This window comes from Lysinibacillus sp. NPDC097195 (assembly GCF_044762075.1).
GTDB lineage: Bacteria > Bacillota > Bacilli > Bacillales_A > Planococcaceae > Lysinibacillus.
Map to the genome: position 1 here is coordinate 1,227,665 of NZ_JBIWDP010000001.1, position 19,214 is coordinate 1,246,878.

Genomic DNA, 19,214 nt, shown 5'->3' on the forward strand with positions numbered 1-19,214 from the left:
GTCATCTCCTTAATTATTTTTCACATGAAAACATTAAAAAAAGTGGAATCCTCATTCTACGTTGAAACTCACTTTCACTACTGAAATTTTCAATCTTAGGCATTCCTTCTCGCATATCCGTAATTGTAAATCCTGCAAGCTTTAACAGTTGAAAATACTCTTCAACTGTTCTGTGGTACTTCACTACATTCTTATTAATCCAAGGTTCTACCCTTTTACCGCCTTTAAAATAATCATCGACAATCCAATTTGTCCTAGCAGTTGATGTTAATGTACTTTTACATACAGAGCATCACCACATCCCAAATCTAACACCCTTTTCCCTTTTACCTCACTCATCAGTTCTAATATTAGCGGTTTTTCAATGCTATTGTTAGGACTTTCCACACGATTTCTTCTCGTTAAATATTCCTTAAAAAAAGTTGCATCATCATAAGCTGCTGCACCACGGTATTCCATGCGATTCACCCCTTGTAGGTTTTCACTAAAATCATCATACCTTATAATAGGTAAATATTGTTTATAGAACCGAAAATAAAAAGAGCACAAATTAGTCCTCACTAATATGTGCTCTACTATTTTATATCTCTAATGATTGTGCTTCTCTTTTCTAATTTTCATCATGATTAAGGTCATAATAAAACCAATAAAAATGACAATCCAATTATTTAAAGCAGAAAAAGAAAATATTTTTGAAATGGTAAAAAACACAACAAAATATGCGGTAATTATAAATGAACCATGCGCTGTTATAAATACACCGAAATCTCTTCTTTTTTTCATAAGAAAAAACTTCCACATCCTTTACTTGCAAATAATGCATTTTAGATAGTGTGTAGTTAACTTGTGCCATAGAACTTTTCTCTTAGTGTCAATACCATAAGTAATTCCTGCAATTGTGATCCTGAAAAAAATAAAGCTGTTGATTGTATTATATAAAACTATCTCCCCCCACTAACATTAATGATTTCACCTAAAATATAATTCGAAGCATCAGACGAAAGAAAAGCTATAATTTCTGCTATTTCAACTGGTTTTGCTACCCGTTTGATAGGTATAGCAGCTGACATTCGAGTAAGACGATCATCATTAGGTGCAAACTTTTCATGGAAAGGTGTTTCAACCATCCCAGGAGCTACTCCGTTTACAATGATGCCATACTCGATTAGTTCTTTGGCCATGCCGATCGTCATTGTATTTAAAGCTCCCTTGGAAGAAGCGTAATGAATGCTTTCTCCAGCCCCACCGATACGTGCCGCTGTTGAAGATATATTAATGATCTTGCCATCTTTTCGTGGAATCATATATTTTAATACGGCTTGTGTACACAAAAGAACACTAATAATATTTAGTCGGTATGTTTCTTCCCACAATTCTTCACTTGCTTCCATAAACGAACTTTGTCTGATACCACCACCAGCATTATTAATTAATACATCGATTTTGCCAAATAATTTCAGCCCCTGATTTACCATGGCATTTACTTGCTCTTTGTTTGTAACATCAGCTTGAATACTTATCGCCTCTCCACCATGTTTTTGAATACACTGTACTGTTTCTACAGCACTTTTTTCATTCGAATGGTAGTTCACAATGATTTTTGCACCTTTTGACGCGAGTAATTCAGCGGTAGCTCTTCCAATTCCTGAGCTTGCACCTGTAATTAAAATCACTTTTCCCAGTAAATTTTGCATTTTCCCCCTCCTAGTTTTAGGTTACTGTTATTCATTTTGTATGTGATAAATTTTACCACAAGAAAACAATGGGGATTACGTAGTCATTCTATGAGAAGCTTCAATCATTACCGGTATGTACTTAAAATATATAACCAGGTACTCAAATGAGCACCTGGTTATATATTTTGAAAATGGACCTCATTAAAAGGCGTAGCAACTAGCAGAATAAAATATTTAGTCAGACCACAATCTAGGGTACAAACTAAATTCGCACCCCTCAACTCTTTATATAAGCACTTCACTCTATCGAAATATTTTATGCTCATAGAGAAAATCATAAGAAAGGTCGACGAATAAATATTCGTGTTCATTGATAGCAATTGAGAACGTTCGCGTAATTTCTCCTGTCTCGATATCTCGATACAGTTCTGAGATTTCCCCATTTTGATCATTGCGCATTTTAATGATCGTTTGTAAGAAATATGGTCGCCAGCTCCAATTTTTATTAATAGCACTTGGCTGTAATTCCCATTTGCCTTCTAAACGCATCACATTGGGGGTTAACTGGAAGCCATCCTCATTGCAAATGTATAATCGAAACGAGTAATGATCTAATAACTCTGCTAAGTGCTCTAATTGTGAAATATTTTCGCTAGAGGGCTTAATACGATGAACAATTGCTTCTAACTCTTCTCTTAATTTTTTTAACTCAAAATATTGTGCCTCAAGCATTTTCTTCTCGGAAGTAATAAATTGTTGGCACTCTTCTTTAAAACGTTCCTTTAATATATCTTTCTCCACAAATGTTTTTGCAGCATTTGCCAAATAAGGCCCTTGATAAAACCTTCCTCCATTTTTCCATGCAAACTGCAACTGATAGACAGTACCAATTCCCTCGAATAATAGGTTAGCGCCAATTTTATAAGCCAAACTGCCAATAGCTGAAATCATGTCAGACTGAGCAGACCATGAATCATAATTTAAATCACGGATATTGACCTTTAAAATTTGGGGTGATAATAAGGCAATATGCTCTAAATGACTTTCAGCACCTACTTCCTGTACAGCAATTTTGACACCAAACGTTGTAAAATATCGTAGTGCGTGGTGGAGTTTATTAATATCACCTAAAAAGCGATGCTCTGAAACGACTAATACGATGCGTTGTAAATCATCTTCACCAATATATTGTTGAATAATATTAAAGTGACTTTCACCGAAATCCTGCATTAACAAATTGGGATTGCTTGGAATATAAATATCAATGTCAGGTGCTATAGCATCTATTTCGGATAAAGCGGCATGTAAAATTTTATGTTCCATATCAATACGATATTCTTCTGGAATATCTTCATTATTTACAAAATCTTTTAAGTTAATTTGTTGGCCTTCAATTTGTAACTGTCCGGAAATTTCGTAGGCAATCACCGTATGCGCATCAGCGCTAAATATCGGTTGAAAATACCCATGTATTTGATCTAAATTTGTTAACACTTCAATTGCGTCCATTGTCGAAACCTCCATACTTGAATAACCTACCATTATTCAAAAATAACATTACAATGACAGTTCATTTCACGAAAAAACTCTCTGACTGTATAATAGTTTGTTTATTGGAATTTCGCAACTTCACTTGCCTTAATTTTTGCGCAAATGGACACTCCATTTAAATGGTCACTAATTCTTTTTCCTGCTGTTTTTGGGCGATTGGCTCAGGTTGACGGACCCAGCTCAATCCAAGCGTGCCTTCTCCTGCATGAACACCAACGCAAGCACTTAATGGCAACACTTGAAACGTCATAAGTGGATAAGTTCTTTCTAATGTTGTTTTCCAATTTATCGCACCTACTTCGTTATTACAGTGAATAACCGCGACCTCTGGAATAATGTGCGACTCCAAATCGTTGTTTAAAAGGTTTTCTACATATGCTTTCGCTTTTGCTATAGCACGGACTTTTTCCTTCATCACAACTTTCCCATTATCAAAAGAAATAACGACTTTTATATTTAATAGGTTGCTCAAAAACGCTTGTGTACCTGAAACGCGACCACTTTTATGCAATTGTGATAAGCTTGCCGGGATAAAGGATAACTCACTATGATCGGCTAATTCATTAATTTTTTCAACGATTTGAGCAGGTTCGACACCTTCTCGTTCTAATTGCTGACCAAGTTCAATCATTTTCATCATTGGGTAAGACCCGATCTTTGAGTCGATCGGATATACCTCAAATTGAGCTTGTTCAGCCGCTGTGAAAGCGCTTAAATAAGTGCCCGACAAATGTTGTGAAGTATGGATAGCAATAGCACAGGCATAGCCTTGTTGCTTTAATGATTTATATAACGTGACCACTTCACCAATGACTGGTTGGGAAGTTTTTGGATGTGTTTTCGTCGTACGAAGTTTGTCATAAAATTCATCATGTGTCATATCAACAGTTTCTCGTAATACCTCTTCTTCAAATACAATATTAAGTGGTAAGACGTAAATTTGATTGTCCTGTATGAATTTTTCATCTAACAATGCTGCTGTATCTGTAACCCATGCTATTTTCTTGTTCATGAATTGCTGTGCTCCTCATCTATTGTAAAATATTATGTTCTTTATAGCTTATGCAACTATACATAGACAGAACCGTGATGAATAGTGACATTTATCATAATCAGATAAATTATTTACAACGTTCGACATTATTCCGACAATTTTCACAATAAAAAAACAGTATCCTCAAAGTGTATGGGACAAGCACACTTTGTGGATACTGCAAGACGTTATTCATTCATAAAGAAATACCAGACAATTGCTAATACCATTAGTGACAATAGTACCGCAATCGTTACACGTAAAGGTGAAATTGGTGCATTTCCTCCGACACGACCGGTTTGACCATTGACCATAAAGCGATAAATTTTTTCTTTATATCTGAACGAAGAAAGCCAAATTGGTAACATTAAATACTTGTATGTAATGTCATCATGTGTTGTAGAGAAACGAACATTGGATACAACATCGGCAAATGTTTCCCTATGAATTTTTGAAGTAATTTCTGCTTCTAGATGATCGTGAATTTCTCGCTTTGCTTGGCTCCATCCATCCTGTAAACCTATACTATAGCGTTCCGATAGAAAGCCTGCTACATATTCTGGCTTATAGGATTTATTATTGAGCAAATTAAAAGGCTCAATTTTGCGCATCATTTGACGATCATAGCGTGCAGTTGCACTAATTAAATGATCATCAATAAACTCCTGGTAAAAACCACTTGTAGAATACCAATCTGTGACAGTCTTTTGATTACCATCCTTATCGGTCACTGTTCGATGCTTCCCATAGCTTGCCGAGTAGCGAGAGCTTGTTTTTGTATCAAACGTCCAATAAGGTAGATACACCCCTTTAAAAGAATCTGGCTTCGCACTAATTTTGGCTGCTTTCGGTGTAAACCATCTACCTTTAATCCATTTTTGAAAATTTTCTCCGGCTTGTTTGTCTGTTATTTCAAATGCACATACACCATTTGGAGCAAGAGTATTGTCTGCACTCGCTTCCATTACTTGATTGGATCCGCAATATGGGCAGCTATCTGCCACTTGTAATGCATCGTAAATCGTTTCAGCCGCACAAGCTTTACAAATAACCGTTTTTTTCTCTACACCCCAGTTAAAGTTTCCACGTTCCTCTGCATTAGCAAATTCCATTTCCTGCGCTACTTGTTCGTGCTCCATTTCCGGTGTAGCGATCTCTGTTTCAAAGCCACAGTACGGACAAGTTAGTTTGCCTGTTGCAGGATTAAATTCAATGGATGCACTGCATGATGGACATTCAGCATCAAAATCTAATTTTGCCTCTTTGACGTTATCTGCTTCTTGCGTCGTCATCATCAGTCATCTCCTTACTTTAGATCCTTGTCATCGAAAATATCGCCACACTCTGGGCAGAATTTTGGTGGATTTGCAGGGTGCTCAGGTTGCCAACCACATTTATCACAAGCATATTGCAATGCACCAGTTGGCTTTTTAGCCCCACATTCACTACAGAATTTTCCTTTATTGATGGCGCCACATGCACATGTCCAGCCTTCTTCGGCGGGCTTCGCTGTACCACAGTTCGAACAAAATTTACTCGTATTCTCTTGTCCACAAGAACATGTCCAAGTATTCGATAAGTTAGATTGGGATGGAGTAGTTGCTTGAGCCTGTTTATTTTGCTCGCTCATTTGGTATAGCTGGCTTGCATTGACACCACCTGCTTGTGTTGCCATATTCATCCCCATGAAGCCCGCCATTGCGCCGCCTTCATTGTGCGAAGCTGCAATCATCGCTTCAGCCTGAGCCCCAGTTAAATGTGCAGCCGCCATCCCAGGGTCACGCATAACTGCATTGCGCTGTAACTGTTTAATCATCGCTTCATCTTCTTCAGATGCTTTTAATGAACTAATCCCAAAGGATACCACTGCTAAACCGCGAGTTGCCAACCATTTTTCAGAAAGCACTTTGTTTAGGGCATCTGCTAATGCTACAGTATGGGCAGGTATTTCACTATAACGCACACCACTTGCCGAAATATGAGCAAAAGCTGGTTGTAACGCTGTCATTAGCTCTGTTTTTAATTGACTATCGATGGCATCACGCGTGTATACGCTCTCTACATTGCCACAGACATTCGTATAAAATAATAATGGGTCTACAATTTTATAAGAATATTCGCCATGACAACGAATGGCAATATCAATATCTAAGCCAATATTGCGGTCAATGACACGGAAAGGAATCGGTGCAGGTGTACCATACTTATTACCGACTATTTCTTTTTTATTGAAAAAATACACACGCTGATCTTTACCAGGCTCTCCTCCAAACGTAAAACGCTTGCCGATTAGCTTAAATGTTTCCGTAATGTTTGATGACAGATCATCCCCATACATTACCGTTGGCTCAGTAGATGTGTCATAGACATATTCTCCAGACTCTGAAGAAAACTCCACTACTTTACCTTGCTCGACAATCATCATACATTGACCCTCATTGATAGCAATGATGGAGCCATTACTAATAATATTGTCATGTCCTTTATTGGAGCCACGTTTCGAAGTGCGTTTAACACCTTTAGCAACAAGAACATCCGCTGATAAGGACTCGCAGTAGAAATACTCACGCCATTGATCTTCCAATACACCTGCTAATGCACCTAAACCTGCCTTTAATAAACCCATTTTATTTCCCACCTTCAATATATACTTACATATTATTTTAGCACTAAAAAACATGTATTCACTATTGTATTACGCAGGAATAGACATTTTGTTACAAAAATTTCGCTTTGGAGCTTTCTTTATTTAAATATTCATCCTAATTTATCGCAATAAAAAGTGACCAAATTCTATTAATTGAGAATTTGGTCATTTCTGTAAATTAATCATACTTATTATTAAATATAACTTTTCCGGTATCCGCTAATTATACGAGTATTGGGTTTTTATCACCCAGCCTATTTCAATATAATTAATCACTTCTTTTACCATTGCCTCATGATATTCTTCGTAGCCTTCATCATCCAGTTCTAATCCGTTGTCCGTGTCATAATATGTATCAATTTCACATAAACTGCTCTGATTATTATCCCAAGTTATTTCTATTTTAGGCTTTGAGGTACTATTTTCAAGTAATTTTAAAACGACATTGTCAATAATCATTCTATCTAGCTCCCTTACTGTTAAGGTGCGTATGGAACAATATGATCACCTGTTTTACTATAATGTATTATCCCATTTTGTGTAGTTACAGATACAACTGTTAAACCTTATCACTAAGACCTACGCTTACATCTGTTTTCATCTTGAAATGCCTAGAAATAGATGCTTTTTTATTTTCCTAAAGAAAAACCTTCAAAATATTTCCCACCGTATGGCTCAAGGACTTTGTTCGCTAATTTTACAATGTGTTCTTTATCCCCTGTTTTATAAAAAATATCAAAAGCCTTAGTAAATTGATGTGCGAATGTTTCGTCATACTGCATTAAAGAACGAACAAGCCATTTGGAATGACCAATCCATTGACAGTTTGTTCTTAACACAAATTCACTTACTAATTCAGCAAGGGCATTGGCAATAAATATTTCTTCCGCTCTCTTTGAACAACCAATTAAATCATCCAATACATCCGAGATAAAATATCGTTTTATTTTAATTGTTTGTTCGGACCATTCCTCTGGACCCTTTTCTAAAAGTTGTGTCGCTTCTTCTTTAATGGCATCAATTATAACGCTTTCTTTTAAAACAATTCCTTCCGAAACCATTCTTGGCATGGAAGGCCTTGCTCTTTGACAATCTTGCTCAAAATACTGTTTATACGATGTCAAATTATGTACAAATACCTCTATTGGCCAACCAAATTCGTGCAAAGATTCCCGATATGATGTCATCTGATTCTTTTCGAAAACGACAATATCTAAATCAGACGTTGCTGTAGCTTCTCCTCGAACGACACTACCAGCTAGTAACGCTCCCTCACAATGTGGAAAATATTTTGCAATAAACAGTTGGGCCGCCTCCGTAGCATTCACTTCTCTTATCTGTTTCATCGTACCACCCCTTAGTCACTATAATATTACATTTTATTGACTAATCAAGTTTTGTAATTAATAACAAAACATTTAAATCATGTATAATAAGTAAAGAAACGATTTAGCTAGCTTTGATTAATTTTAAATGGAAAGGAGCCACTTCACATGGAGCAACAAGAAATTTTAACGATTTCCAATTTAACAAAAAGTTATGGTAGCAAGGAAATATTAAGAGGAATTGATTTACATGTTTCAAGAGGAGAAATAATTGGATACATCGGACCAAATGGTGCCGGTAAAAGTACGACAGTCAAAATTATTTTAGGTCTCGAAGCCGAATACGGTGGAGAAATTAAGCTATTTGGAGAGGATATTCAGCAAAATAGCATTGATTATAAAAGAAAAATTGGTTATGTACCGGAAATAGCTGATGTTTACGATAATTTAACTGGTTATGAGTATTTGACATTTATCGGCCAGCTATATGGTTTACATTTAGATGTTGCGGCAGATAAATCTAAAACTTTAATGGAATTGTTTGGGGTAGGAGAAGCGTATCACGCAAGAATATCCTCTTATTCAAAAGGCATGCGGCAAAAGCTTTTAATTATCGCCAGCCTATTACATAACCCTGATTTGCTGTTTTTAGACGAACCTATCAATGGCTTAGATGCCAATAGTGTAATGATCTTTAAAGAAATTTTGACACAATTAGCAGCACAAGGAAAAACGATATTTTATTCCTCCCATATCATGGATGTTGTCGAAAAAATCAGCAGTCGAATCATTTTATTGAACGATGGGAAAATTGCGGCTGATGGAACATTTGCCGAATTACAAGCAGCGAATACGGTTGGCACTTTAGAGGGGATTTTTAATCAACTAACAGGCTTCCATAATCATAAGGAAATTGGCGAACAATTCGTAACTGTTGTCCAGGAGGTGTAAAGATGAAAGATTTCAAAATCCTACAACTGCTCGATCAATTGACCTTTATTTTCCGAAAATTAGGGATTGATTACCCGATAATGAGACAAATCCTTCAAATTAAATTAACGATGGATGAACGAAAAGTACCGACCATCTTTAACCAAAACAAAAAAGATCAGAAAAATAGCTATTTCAAATCTTTATGGATTTATGCCCTCTATGGGCTTGTACTCATTTTCTTTATGGGTTTTGGCCAAAATTATTTATTTCAGATGAGCATTGCTTATGGCATGATTATCTTTATTATTATGACGACGCTCATCTCTGACTTTTCTTCTGTTCTTTTGGATGTACGTGATCGTAGCATCCTTTCAACAAAACCTATAACTGCTAAAACGATAAATGCTGCTAAGATTTTGCATATCCTTATTTACTTAACGTATTTAACAGTTGCTTTGACGGCAATACCGCTTTTAGTCAGCTTGTTTACACAAGGAATCGTGTTCTTTCTATTAACTGTACTTGAATTGATCTTCATCAATATTTTTATTGTCGTTCTAACATCCATTTTATATATTGGGATTTTGAGATTTTTTGATGGAGAAAAGCTAAAGGACATCATCAATTATGTGCAAATTGGTCTATCACTAGTATTGATGGTTGGATATCAAGTGTTGATTCGCTCCTTTGAGTTTGTCAATTTAGAAATTGTCGTCTCGTTTAAATGGTGGAGTATTTTCATTTTACCAATGTGGTTTGCTGCTCCGTATGAGCTAATCCTTAATAGCAACACCTCGTTATTCACGATAATATGCACTATTTTCTCTGTTATCGTTCCACTTATTGCAATAGGGCTGTATATAAAATTGATTCCAACCTTTGAACGTAATTTACAAAAATTATTAAACACAAGCAAATCTAAACGGGAAAAGAGGAGTCGCTTAAAGGATTATTTATTAACCCTTCTTTGCCGAACAAGTGAGGAGCGCACTTTTTACCGATTTGCCTCCCTTATGATGAAGCAAGAACGCGAGTTTAAATTGAAAGTCTACCCGACATTAGGCTTTTCCTTCATCATTCCATTTATTTTTATCTTTAATTCTATTCGAGACGAAAATGTTGATTACTCTACAAGTCTCAGCTATTTAAATATATATTTTAGTATGCTAATCATCCCTTCAGCCGTCGTTATGTTAGGTCATTCTGCCAAATATAAAGCTGCTTGGATTTATAAAATTTTTCCGCTTAAGGACTTTACATACTTACAAAAAGGCAGCTTAAAAGCCTTTTTACTCAAGTTATACATTCCACTCTATATCGTCCTTAGCATTATCTTTAGCGTTATTTACGGTCAAAGAATCATCCCAGATTTATTGACCGTTCTAATCGCAAGCTGCTTGTTTACGGTCATTTGTTATATTGGTTTCGGCAACAAGATGCCTTTCTCGAAGCCCTTTGACGAAGTAGGTGAAGGCCATACTTGGAAGACCTTATTATTATTAATTCCATTAGGAATAATGGCGGGTCTACATTATTTCTTTGCAACTCGCTTTGCTTATGGTACCGTTATTTACTTAATCATTCTGATCATTATTAATTTTATTGCTTGGAGCCTAATATTTAAACGCGCTAAGTAATAAAGGTTATCATTCGTAAAAATCCGCTTAGCTTTTCGTGACACTGCAGTCACAAAAGACAAGGTGGATTTTTACAAATCATAACTCATAACGATTAATTCCCCCTTTATCCCCATTACTCTTCTACCGTTGTCACAATAGCCACACTTCTTGTATAGTCCTTGTGCGGCCTGATTTTTTACATTAACAGCCAAGACAATTTCATTTACGCCACTATAATTACTTTTTATAAAATCAGGTAATAACATTAAAGCTTTTTTCGCATATCCCTTGCCTTGATATCGATAATCAGTAGAAAAAGCTCTTATTAACATCGCATGTTCATTATCAGAATAAGGTTTAATCCCTGCATGTTGATGTAAAACAAAGAAAACAACAAGCTTCTCTTCATCGATTGCTAAAATTGAGTGACGATTACTATCCTCTTTAGAAAGTTCAAGACATTGCTGCGGCGTGCCTGTAAATTCAAGTTGTTCCTCCGTTAATTGATATTGTTCAATTAGGTCTTTAAAACGGTCTTTGAAAATGTATAGTTCCATGTTATCCCCCTCACCAAGAACATTTGTTCTTATCTTACCAATATTAGCAACTAAATTCAATATTTTAGTACATTATCCAATTTTATTAAGAAGGACATAGCAAAAAGACAGCACCAGATTTGGTACTGTCTTAGTTTATAGGGTCGTTGCATCAAGCATCCCAGAAACGCGCTTTCTATAATAGCCTTATATTATTTTGTTTCAAGAGCAATTTCTTTATATTTCGCATCCCAAGCCGGATCAATTTTACTTAAAGAAACAGGACGTAACGTCTCTTTGTGCGCTAGAATATGTACAGATTGTGCTGTAGCAGCAATCGTGCCATCTTCATGTAAAATTTCATAACCATATGTTGTCCGTAGACGATCATGCTTTTTAACCCAAGTACGTACAGTTGCCACTTGCCCATAGTGCATAGCGGCCTTATAAGAAATAGATAAATCCATAACAGGCGATACATACCCTTCTTTTTCTAACGCTGCATACTCGAACCCTGCATCGCTCACTAGCTGCGTACGCCCAATCTCCATCCAAATGATGTAGTTTGCATGGTAGACAACGCCCATTTGGTCCGTCTCTGCATATCGTATCTCAATCTGTTTTTCACTTACAAACATTTTCTTCACCTCGTCCTACATTATAGCGTAAAAATGCTGATTTGGCGGGGTTTAGGCTCTGGAGATTTCGATAGGTTGAAAATTGAAGGTTGAAAAGTTTTGATATTGAATTCAGAAATTGATTTTACGAACGAAAAACTCGAACCCATATAAACACATATTAACCCTTTTAATTGGGGTACTTTCTGGGGTACTTAAAATATAATTTTATATAACATTGGGCAGGTGCTAGGATGTAATATTAGGATGAGTGACTTATCAATTTCCCTATAATTAATTCTTTTACTTGTGATTTCAATGGTTGTTGCAAGTATTTAGGATAACTGTAAATTCATAGTCACTGTCCTAATTTTAAATCCAAATTTTTCATAAAGTTTAATTGCTTGATTCCCTTCAAATGCACTTAGTCGGATTTCTGTATATCCTTCTTGTTTTAAATGGTCAATACTTGCTAACATTAAATGTTTAGAAATCCCGTTTCCTCTATATTCTGCTACAACAAATAGTTCATAAATAAAACCAAACTGCTTATCAGTAAATTGGTCTTTACTACCCCCTATAAGAATCCAGCCCATTATTTTATCGTTTTCTGTTGCTATTAAATAATAGCATCCCTTTTCCAATAGAGGTTTCACAAGTTGATCGATCTTTTCTTCAGTAGGTTCTACTTCACCTAAAGTACCATCAAAAACAGCTTTTGGTGAAATCGATAATACTTTTTTTAGTTCAATATCGTTAGGTTTTCTAATATCCATTATTTTTGAACCACCCTTTAAATTTTTTCATTTTAACATATTATTCCAAAAATGCATTAGATGATTTATTGAACGCTTAAAAGTGTAAAAAGGTGAACCAAGAGAATTACCTAGTAATTATCACAATAATCTCACATAGCCACAATCACTATTGTTTTTTATAAAATTCATAAATAGTTCAACAAAATACGAAATTTATATCAATCAAAAATGCACCGTAAATCGATTTTACGATGCTTTATTTTAGAAATTCGCATTTGCAGTTATTACTACCCACTCGTAACAATACTTTGTGATGCTTAACCATTCTCCTACCTACGTTGGTCATTGTCACTCAATTATTAAATTGTACTATTTTTTAAATGTAATTCTTGAATGATCTTTAAATATTTTTCTTTTACCTTTTCAAATGGATATGGATAATTCATAAAATTTTCTGATGCGCACACAAATACTATACAAGCATCTAAAAGCGCTTTAATAAGTGTTCTGTTATGAAAATAATAGAGCTCCTCATTTTGTTGGATACGAATAGTAGTTGAATCCATAGCTTCAAATTTTATAAGTGTAGGGAATTCCCAACTCCCCACGCCCTCTTGAAAGAACTCTTCTATTATTTGCAAAAATATAAACCAATAATCTGGGAGTACTTCTAGCGTACTAACATATACTTTAGAATTGTTTTCGTATATTTCTATAAAACCATATAATAATCCTACTTTATGTATTGTTGAAAGTTTTTCTGCCTTTATATATCTTTCAGTACTATGATTGTTTTCTATGAACATTGGATTTTGTATAAATGTCTCTACTCGAATTATTTTAAGGCACTCCTTCTTTAGGTATACTAATTGTGGAGACTAAAAGATTTTCCAATGCGCTTGCGCTACCAATACTATTATGTATAAATCAGTCTGTATGTTGCGCGTTCACTATATAATAGCCTCTATGGTTATGGTAATTCCCTATTCAGTATTTCCAGATTAGCTCGTTTTATCATTCTAAATAAGCTGCCGATTTCGTACCAATCACCAACATGTTACATGATGGACCTTTACCAAATTGATATTTAAATTTAGGCACTAGATATTAAACACCGGGGCAAACATAATTCCCGTAAAATAAGTCTATTGGGAAATGGTGCGCTGAGGTAGGAAATAAAAGATAATTTCCCGGGGAAGCGCAAGAAACGACAAGTTTACTTCTCTCCGGGTGTATTATCCGACAATTCATTATTTTCATATAATTGCTCGTTTATTGTCAGAGCTATCATAACAATCTACTACTTTTAAATTACTTCTTGTTTCATAATAATTTCCTCACCAATACGTCCCATTAGCCTCTCCTTTGTGTCCTCAAATCCTACCTTTAAATATAGTTTTTGTGCTGGGATATTCTCTTTGTCTACCACTAAAACAATTTCATCACAATGAGGGAATTCCGCTTTCACAAACTCCACGAGTAATGTCATCCCTAGTCTCGCATAGCCTTTTCCCTGCTCTGCATGGTTAATGGAGAGTGCAGTGAGTAGCAATGCATTGGCATTATTTGTGTACTTCTTTACTTTTTCATTTGAATTTAGGATAAAGAAACCAACAGGTACATTTTCACTTAAAATCACTATGCGATACTGACCTTCATTTATTTCCTCAAATTTGCTGGGAAGTGCAGAAAATTGTTGCTGTTCATCAGTAAGTACAAAGGAGCTCAATTCTTTCATATATTGATTTGAAAAATGCTTTAATTCCACTCTTTTCAATTTTTCCATATGATGTTCCTCCAATCACATTCCCTACACTTTACCATTTTATTTAAATTTCGTCATTCATTAATGGAATAGCTAACTTTTCGTATCATCAGCAATCTTATTGTAAACTTGCACTCCCCAATCTTGTGTAACCTGTATTTTAAAAATAACTTGGGAATAAGATGTAATAATGATTGGCTTAGGGAGGTAAAAAAATTGAGTAAAAGCAAAGACAAAACAAATATGAATGATCTTTTTGCGGGCGTTGAAAGCGAAGCTGCTAAGCTAGCTATAATTGGTGGATTAATTACTACATTAGGTGATGGACTAACTACTCTTGCAGCAATTTTGGCATTAGAAGAAACGCAGCAATCCAATTCCAGTAACGATAATAACAATGATAATAACGATAGTAACACAAAGAAATTAGAAGCATTAGAAAAGCAAGTTCAATATTTAACAAAAGAACTCAATAAACTAAAATACGCAAAGAGATGAAGGTGCCTGACACTCAAACAATTCTGAATTGTTTGAGTGCCAGGCACCCTATTGCACTGTACCACGAATCGTCGCGTAACTTAACTTGCCATCCATAATTGCACGCTCTGCAGCTTTTTTCGCCTCATCTAACTTCTTATACCAGCCACTGATAAAACGCCAACCATTTTCATCGGAGTTCCCTTTTATTGGTTCTACATATGCTAAATAGCCTTGTTGTATGGCTATACTCATTGCATCGATCATAGCCTTTTGACTACTATATTTCCCACTTTGGATACGGAATACTTTCGGCTCTTTGTCAATCTCCATATATTCAATTTTCTTACTTACATCTACTATCGCAATTGGTTTTAAAAAAAGGGCAATTTCCTCTAGACGACGATTAACAAGCCCTTGAAGCTTTTTCCCACCTGCATAGCTGTATAATAACATCTCCTTACTTACTTGTTCCCATTGTCTATTATTCAAATAGGTTAATAGTGTACTATTTCTTAAAATATATCGCCCCAAATTATATTGGAAGCTTGCAAGTGCATCATACTGATTTTGGTTAAGTGGGACATTGACATAATATTCAATTGTACTGGCGTGCTCCTGAGCTTGCTTGCGCAATAGTTCCCACGCATCTTCTTTTGTAATTGTTTGTCCCTTTTCTACTAATTTTCCGTTTGCCCATTTTGTTGTACCATAGCCAATTGTCCAAACATTATCACTTCCAATATAAGCATTAGCACGGAACCCTTCCCATTTTGCTATGAGATTTAGTGCATTATTGGAAATTTCCATCTTGTGTTCCCCCTTTCTCTATTTAAATTTCTGCTCCTTCACTAGCATATTCAATTCCCAATATAGTGAACAAGGAAGGTGCCTGACACCCAAACAATTCTGAATTGTTTGGGTGTCAGGCACCAGTAATAAAACGTTCTAAGTCGTTAATTCTTGTTTTTAATTGATTCTCTCTTGCCAAAAAATAAAAGTTTCGCGTATATTTTGCTGAAAGTGCTTGCCAACTAACGCCCTCTGGCACAGCATTTTGCGAAATAACCGTTTGCCCAATGCCTGCTTTTAATAAGGCTGCTATCATTTCATTATTATTTAAATAAATATGTACCGGTTGAATATTGTTTTCTTTTACATACATATCTGAGTAAAATTGTGTGCCCGAGTCTTCTTCTCGATTTAACCAGTAACCGGATGCAGCATCTCCTGCTAAAACAAGCTGATCAACATTTAATAAACTGCGTTTTAAGCTTCCTGTATCGACAATTTTTTCAATAAACCCTAAATCCGCTTCGTTTTGTTTTAGTTGTGTCACTACTTCCTCCGAATTCATCAATTGTAAGGAAAAATCTAGATCAGGAAAATTTTCTAGAATAGACTTCATAATTGTTGGTAGATAGTAAATTCCACACGTATTCGAACAAGCTATTCGGCATTTTGTTCTGACTATCCCTTTACTATTCAATGTTTCCATCGTGTCTTCCCAATTATCTAAAATGCCAAGTGCACGTTTATAAAGAAAATCTGCGTTACTCGTCGGCACTATCTCATGTCGCCCTTTTCTAGTAAAAAGTGTCACATCTAATTTTTTCTCTAAATTAAGTATTTGAGTAGATATTGTTGGCTGTGACAAATATAAGGCTTCTGCTGCCTTCGTAAAGTTTTTCAGTTCATATACTTTCACAAATGTTTTTAAACTTTGAAACATCATCGGCACTCCTTTAATTATTCAATTTCTTAATAATTGATATCCAAATTATCAATTTCACAAATAGTATAATCCGATTTACAATGTTTATACAAGGTCAAAACGAAATAATTAAATGGAGGAAACCAATGAAAAACTTTCTTAAAAACATCCCTCTACCAATTTGCGGCTTAATTTTAGCTCTAGTTTCATTAGGCAATCTTTTAAAAACTGAGAGTATGCCTATATTCGGGAGCATTATTGGTCTTATTGGGATGATATTAATGTCATTCGTATTGTTTAAAATCATGTTTACATTTAAACATACACTTGCTAATTTACAAAATCCGATTGTGGCATCAGTTGCTCCAACATTTACAATGTCCTGTATGGTTATTTGTACGTACTTCCTGCACTTCGAGTCTATTAAACCACTGTTGTCATGGCTATGGCTAGGTATTGTTTGTTTACATTTTATTTTAATGTTTTATTTCACTTATAACTTTTTAGTTGTAAAATCGGTACGCATTCAAGATATTTATCCTAGTTGGTTCATTACATTCGTTGGCATTGGTGTAATTACCATTACATCGATTAATTTTTATCCTGAATTTGGGCGTTGGATTTTCTGGCTTACTTTGGCTTTATATTTAATATTATTGCCAATTATTTTATATCGTGTCTTCCGTGTAAAAAATATGGAGGACGCTACAATGCCGCTCATTACGATAATTGCAGCGCCGGGATCACTTTGTTTAACAGGCTATTTAAATGCTTTTGACGATAAAAACATCCTAATCGTCACTTTACTATTTGCCTTATCTCAAGGGCTTTATTTTATAATTTTATCGCAACTACCAAAATTACTAGCGGTTGATTTTTATCCAAGCTATGCTGGGTTCACGTTCCCATTAGTAATCTCAGCAACTGCAATCACTGCAACGACCAACTTTTATCACCAACTAGGAATTTCATCAGCATTGTTTCATTGGCTTGCGATTTTAGAATCTATTATCGCATTCATTATTGTGTTCTATGTGCTCTATAAATATGTAATGTTTCTTTCACAACAATATTTTAATGCAAGAGTTAATTCGTTGTAATTTCATCTCAAGAACAAAGAGAAAAAGTGTTAGATTGACTGCCATCAATTTAACACTTTTTTGCAATGCCTACTGCGCTGACACACGGAATTTACGCAACATATGATTTGTGCTTGTTTTGAGCAGGAGTCTTTCCTTCGCTAACAAGATCACTTGAATAATTGTTAATTTTTACAAAAACTACATATTCGATCTTTAAATAAAGTATAATGTTGAGAGGAGTGTGATATTATTTTGCTAATTGAAATAAACAAACAAGCTATTGACTTAACAGCTGCAGACTTGGGACAACAATGTTTTAAGCCTCTTATTGATTTTTATAAAAAGGGCATGTCTAATGCAACTGATATAGCTCCCTTCAAAGAACATTTTTACGAACAACTTTCTCACGGTCAACAAGCGTTATTTGTGTTTTATACGTATTTTAATCATGCCAGTAAATCACTTCTTGAATTTTACTGGTGGAGTGCTTATTACTACGCGCAGCCTAAAAGTTGGCTCGCGCTGAAAGCCAGTGCGACTTATTTTGAGAATGAGCCATTACGAGCTGTTTTTGAAAACATTGAGCAGTTATTTCAACATCATCATTATCCGAATGCTTTAGCAAACTTTACTATTACAAGAGAAGATTTAACCAATAACAGTGCGCTTCAAGCTACTATTATTTCTCTTCATACGCAGTTTGAACAAATAACATCACTAACAATGAAAAAAATAAATCACTACATTGAGAATAATATACAGGAATTTGTTAAATTAATCGATTAGTATTCGACAGCACCCTTTCCTTAAGGGTGCTGTGCTAGCTATAACATTCTATCAGTAGTGATAGAATGAGGTGCTAAATCCCCTGCATCCATTTTATACACCTCATTACAAAGTAAGGAAATATCTTCGGCATTATGGCTTGCTAAAAGAATCGTTATGTCCTGCTTGCTAAAGTTACTAATCATCTCGCGCATTTCTGCTACACCAAATTCATCTAACCCATTCATTGGTTCATCCAATAATAGTAGTTTCGGCTTTTCCATAATCGCTTGTGCAATGCCTAATCGCTGCCGCATGCCCAATGAATATTTACGTACTGGTCCTTTATCATTAAAATCGAGTCCAACAAATGTCAGAACATTTTCGATATCCTTATCACTGATCTTATTTTGAATCGAGGCAAGTATTTTTAAATTTCGAAAACCTGAATAATGGGGCAGAAAACCTGGTGTATCTAACAGTGCACCAAAAGATTTCGGAAAATGACCATGACCAATAATCTCATCAAACACTTTGACAGTGCCACTCGTTGGAACAAAAAGTCCCGCAATCGTCTTAAACAATAAACTTTTGCCTGATCCATTTCGACCGACGATTCCATAAGTTCCAGGTTTATCAATGACTAACGTTATATTTTTTAGCAGCTCTCGTCCTTTAATCTTTTTATATAAATTGTGAATTTCGAGTATTGTCAT

At 35.2% G+C, this 19,214-nt stretch carries 21 protein-coding genes and 2 pseudogenes; 5 read left to right on the forward strand and 18 right to left on the reverse strand.

Annotated elements, in window-relative coordinates:
- Positions 1-13 precede the first annotated feature (13 nt).
- The 10 genes and pseudogenes from ACIQXI_RS06290 to ACIQXI_RS06335 form a co-directional block, all read right to left on the reverse strand.
- Positions 14-459 (reverse strand): annotated as a pseudogene (locus ACIQXI_RS06290) (hypothetical protein).
- 129 nt (positions 460-588) lie between these two features.
- Positions 589-783: a hypothetical protein gene (locus ACIQXI_RS06295; RefSeq protein ID WP_402922664.1), complete on the reverse strand. Its 195-nt coding sequence runs from the start codon at positions 781-783 to the stop codon at positions 589-591.
- A 158-nt stretch (positions 784-941) separates the two neighbouring features.
- Positions 942-1,694 carry an SDR family NAD(P)-dependent oxidoreductase gene (locus ACIQXI_RS06300; protein WP_402922666.1) on the reverse strand — a complete coding sequence of 251 codons (753 nt, stop codon included), beginning with the start codon at positions 1,692-1,694 and terminating at the stop codon, positions 942-944.
- A gap of 285 nt (positions 1,695-1,979) precedes the next feature.
- A complete protein-coding gene (locus ACIQXI_RS06305) occupies positions 1,980-3,185 on the reverse strand; it encodes an EAL-associated domain-containing protein (protein ID WP_402922668.1) in 1,206 nt (401 codons plus the stop codon).
- A 157-nt stretch (positions 3,186-3,342) separates the two neighbouring features.
- Positions 3,343-4,239: a DegV family protein gene (locus ACIQXI_RS06310; protein ID WP_402922670.1), complete on the reverse strand. Its 897-nt coding sequence runs from the start codon at positions 4,237-4,239 to the stop codon at positions 3,343-3,345.
- A 209-nt stretch (positions 4,240-4,448) separates the two neighbouring features.
- A complete protein-coding gene (locus ACIQXI_RS06315) occupies positions 4,449-5,552 on the reverse strand; it encodes a TFIIB-type zinc ribbon-containing protein (protein WP_402925683.1) in 1,104 nt (367 codons plus the stop codon).
- A 14-nt stretch (positions 5,553-5,566) separates the two neighbouring features.
- Positions 5,567-6,886, reverse strand: coding sequence for an SPFH domain-containing protein (locus tag ACIQXI_RS06320; protein WP_402922672.1), 1,320 nt, complete (start codon positions 6,884-6,886; stop codon positions 5,567-5,569).
- Positions 6,887-7,126: 240 nt separating this feature from the next.
- On the reverse strand, positions 7,127-7,366 hold the full coding sequence (locus ACIQXI_RS06325) for a hypothetical protein (RefSeq protein WP_402922674.1): 240 nt from the start codon (positions 7,364-7,366) through the stop codon (positions 7,127-7,129).
- 20 nt (positions 7,367-7,386) lie between these two features.
- Positions 7,387-7,455: pseudogene (locus ACIQXI_RS06330) on the reverse strand (polymorphic toxin type 50 domain-containing protein); the annotation flags it as partial.
- 81 nt (positions 7,456-7,536) lie between these two features.
- Positions 7,537-8,253: a nucleotidyltransferase domain-containing protein gene (locus tag ACIQXI_RS06335; RefSeq protein WP_402922676.1), complete on the reverse strand. Its 717-nt coding sequence runs from the start codon at positions 8,251-8,253 to the stop codon at positions 7,537-7,539.
- 147 nt (positions 8,254-8,400) lie between these two features.
- Here ACIQXI_RS06335 and ACIQXI_RS06340 point away from each other — a divergent pair, with 147 nt between their 5' ends.
- Positions 8,401-9,183, forward strand: coding sequence for an ABC transporter ATP-binding protein (locus ACIQXI_RS06340; protein ID WP_402922678.1), 783 nt, complete (start codon positions 8,401-8,403; stop codon positions 9,181-9,183).
- A gap of 2 nt (positions 9,184-9,185) precedes the next feature.
- Entirely contained in the window at positions 9,186-10,802 is a 1,617-nt protein-coding gene (locus tag ACIQXI_RS06345; RefSeq protein WP_402922680.1) for a hypothetical protein, read from the forward strand.
- A gap of 71 nt (positions 10,803-10,873) precedes the next feature.
- Here ACIQXI_RS06345 and ACIQXI_RS06350 read toward each other — a convergent pair whose 3' ends face one another.
- The 5 genes from ACIQXI_RS06350 to ACIQXI_RS06370 form a co-directional block, all read right to left on the reverse strand.
- On the reverse strand, positions 10,874-11,341 hold the full coding sequence (locus tag ACIQXI_RS06350; protein WP_402922682.1) for a GNAT family N-acetyltransferase: 468 nt from the start codon (positions 11,339-11,341) through the stop codon (positions 10,874-10,876).
- A 191-nt stretch (positions 11,342-11,532) separates the two neighbouring features.
- A complete protein-coding gene (locus ACIQXI_RS06355) occupies positions 11,533-11,958 on the reverse strand; it encodes an acyl-CoA thioesterase (protein ID WP_402922684.1) in 426 nt (141 codons plus the stop codon).
- Positions 11,959-12,272: 314 nt separating this feature from the next.
- Positions 12,273-12,713, reverse strand: coding sequence for a GNAT family N-acetyltransferase (locus tag ACIQXI_RS06360; protein ID WP_402922686.1), 441 nt, complete (start codon positions 12,711-12,713; stop codon positions 12,273-12,275).
- A gap of 341 nt (positions 12,714-13,054) precedes the next feature.
- Positions 13,055-13,501, reverse strand: coding sequence for a hypothetical protein (locus ACIQXI_RS06365; protein ID WP_402922688.1), 447 nt, complete (start codon positions 13,499-13,501; stop codon positions 13,055-13,057).
- A gap of 500 nt (positions 13,502-14,001) precedes the next feature.
- Positions 14,002-14,481: a GNAT family N-acetyltransferase gene (locus tag ACIQXI_RS06370; RefSeq protein WP_402922690.1), complete on the reverse strand. Its 480-nt coding sequence runs from the start codon at positions 14,479-14,481 to the stop codon at positions 14,002-14,004.
- 195 nt (positions 14,482-14,676) lie between these two features.
- Between ACIQXI_RS06370 and ACIQXI_RS06375 the strand changes: the two genes are divergently transcribed.
- On the forward strand, positions 14,677-14,958 hold the full coding sequence (locus ACIQXI_RS06375; protein ID WP_402922692.1) for a translation initiation factor 2: 282 nt from the start codon (positions 14,677-14,679) through the stop codon (positions 14,956-14,958).
- Positions 14,959-15,006: 48 nt separating this feature from the next.
- On the opposite strand, the gene ACIQXI_RS06380 is transcribed toward ACIQXI_RS06375, so the two are convergent.
- The gene (locus ACIQXI_RS06380; protein ID WP_402922694.1) at positions 15,007-15,747 is read right to left on the reverse strand and encodes a lysozyme; all 741 of its coding nucleotides are present in this window, start codon (positions 15,745-15,747) and stop codon (positions 15,007-15,009) included.
- A 115-nt stretch (positions 15,748-15,862) separates the two neighbouring features.
- Positions 15,863-16,669 (reverse strand): LysR family transcriptional regulator, encoded by an 807-nt coding sequence (locus ACIQXI_RS06385; RefSeq protein ID WP_402922696.1) that lies wholly within the window; start codon positions 16,667-16,669, stop codon positions 15,863-15,865.
- A gap of 128 nt (positions 16,670-16,797) precedes the next feature.
- Between ACIQXI_RS06385 and ACIQXI_RS06390 the strand changes: the two genes are divergently transcribed.
- Together ACIQXI_RS06390 and ACIQXI_RS06395 are read left to right on the forward strand one after the other, a co-directional pair.
- Positions 16,798-17,751, forward strand: a complete 954-nt coding sequence (locus tag ACIQXI_RS06390; protein WP_402922698.1) for a TDT family transporter — start codon at positions 16,798-16,800, stop codon at positions 17,749-17,751.
- A 234-nt stretch (positions 17,752-17,985) separates the two neighbouring features.
- Positions 17,986-18,519 carry a hypothetical protein gene (locus ACIQXI_RS06395; protein WP_402922700.1) on the forward strand — a complete coding sequence of 178 codons (534 nt, stop codon included), beginning with the start codon at positions 17,986-17,988 and terminating at the stop codon, positions 18,517-18,519.
- 38 nt (positions 18,520-18,557) lie between these two features.
- Here ACIQXI_RS06395 and ACIQXI_RS06400 read toward each other — a convergent pair whose 3' ends face one another.
- Positions 18,558-19,214 (reverse strand): ATP-binding cassette domain-containing protein, encoded by a 657-nt coding sequence (locus tag ACIQXI_RS06400; protein ID WP_402922702.1) that lies wholly within the window; start codon positions 19,212-19,214, stop codon positions 18,558-18,560.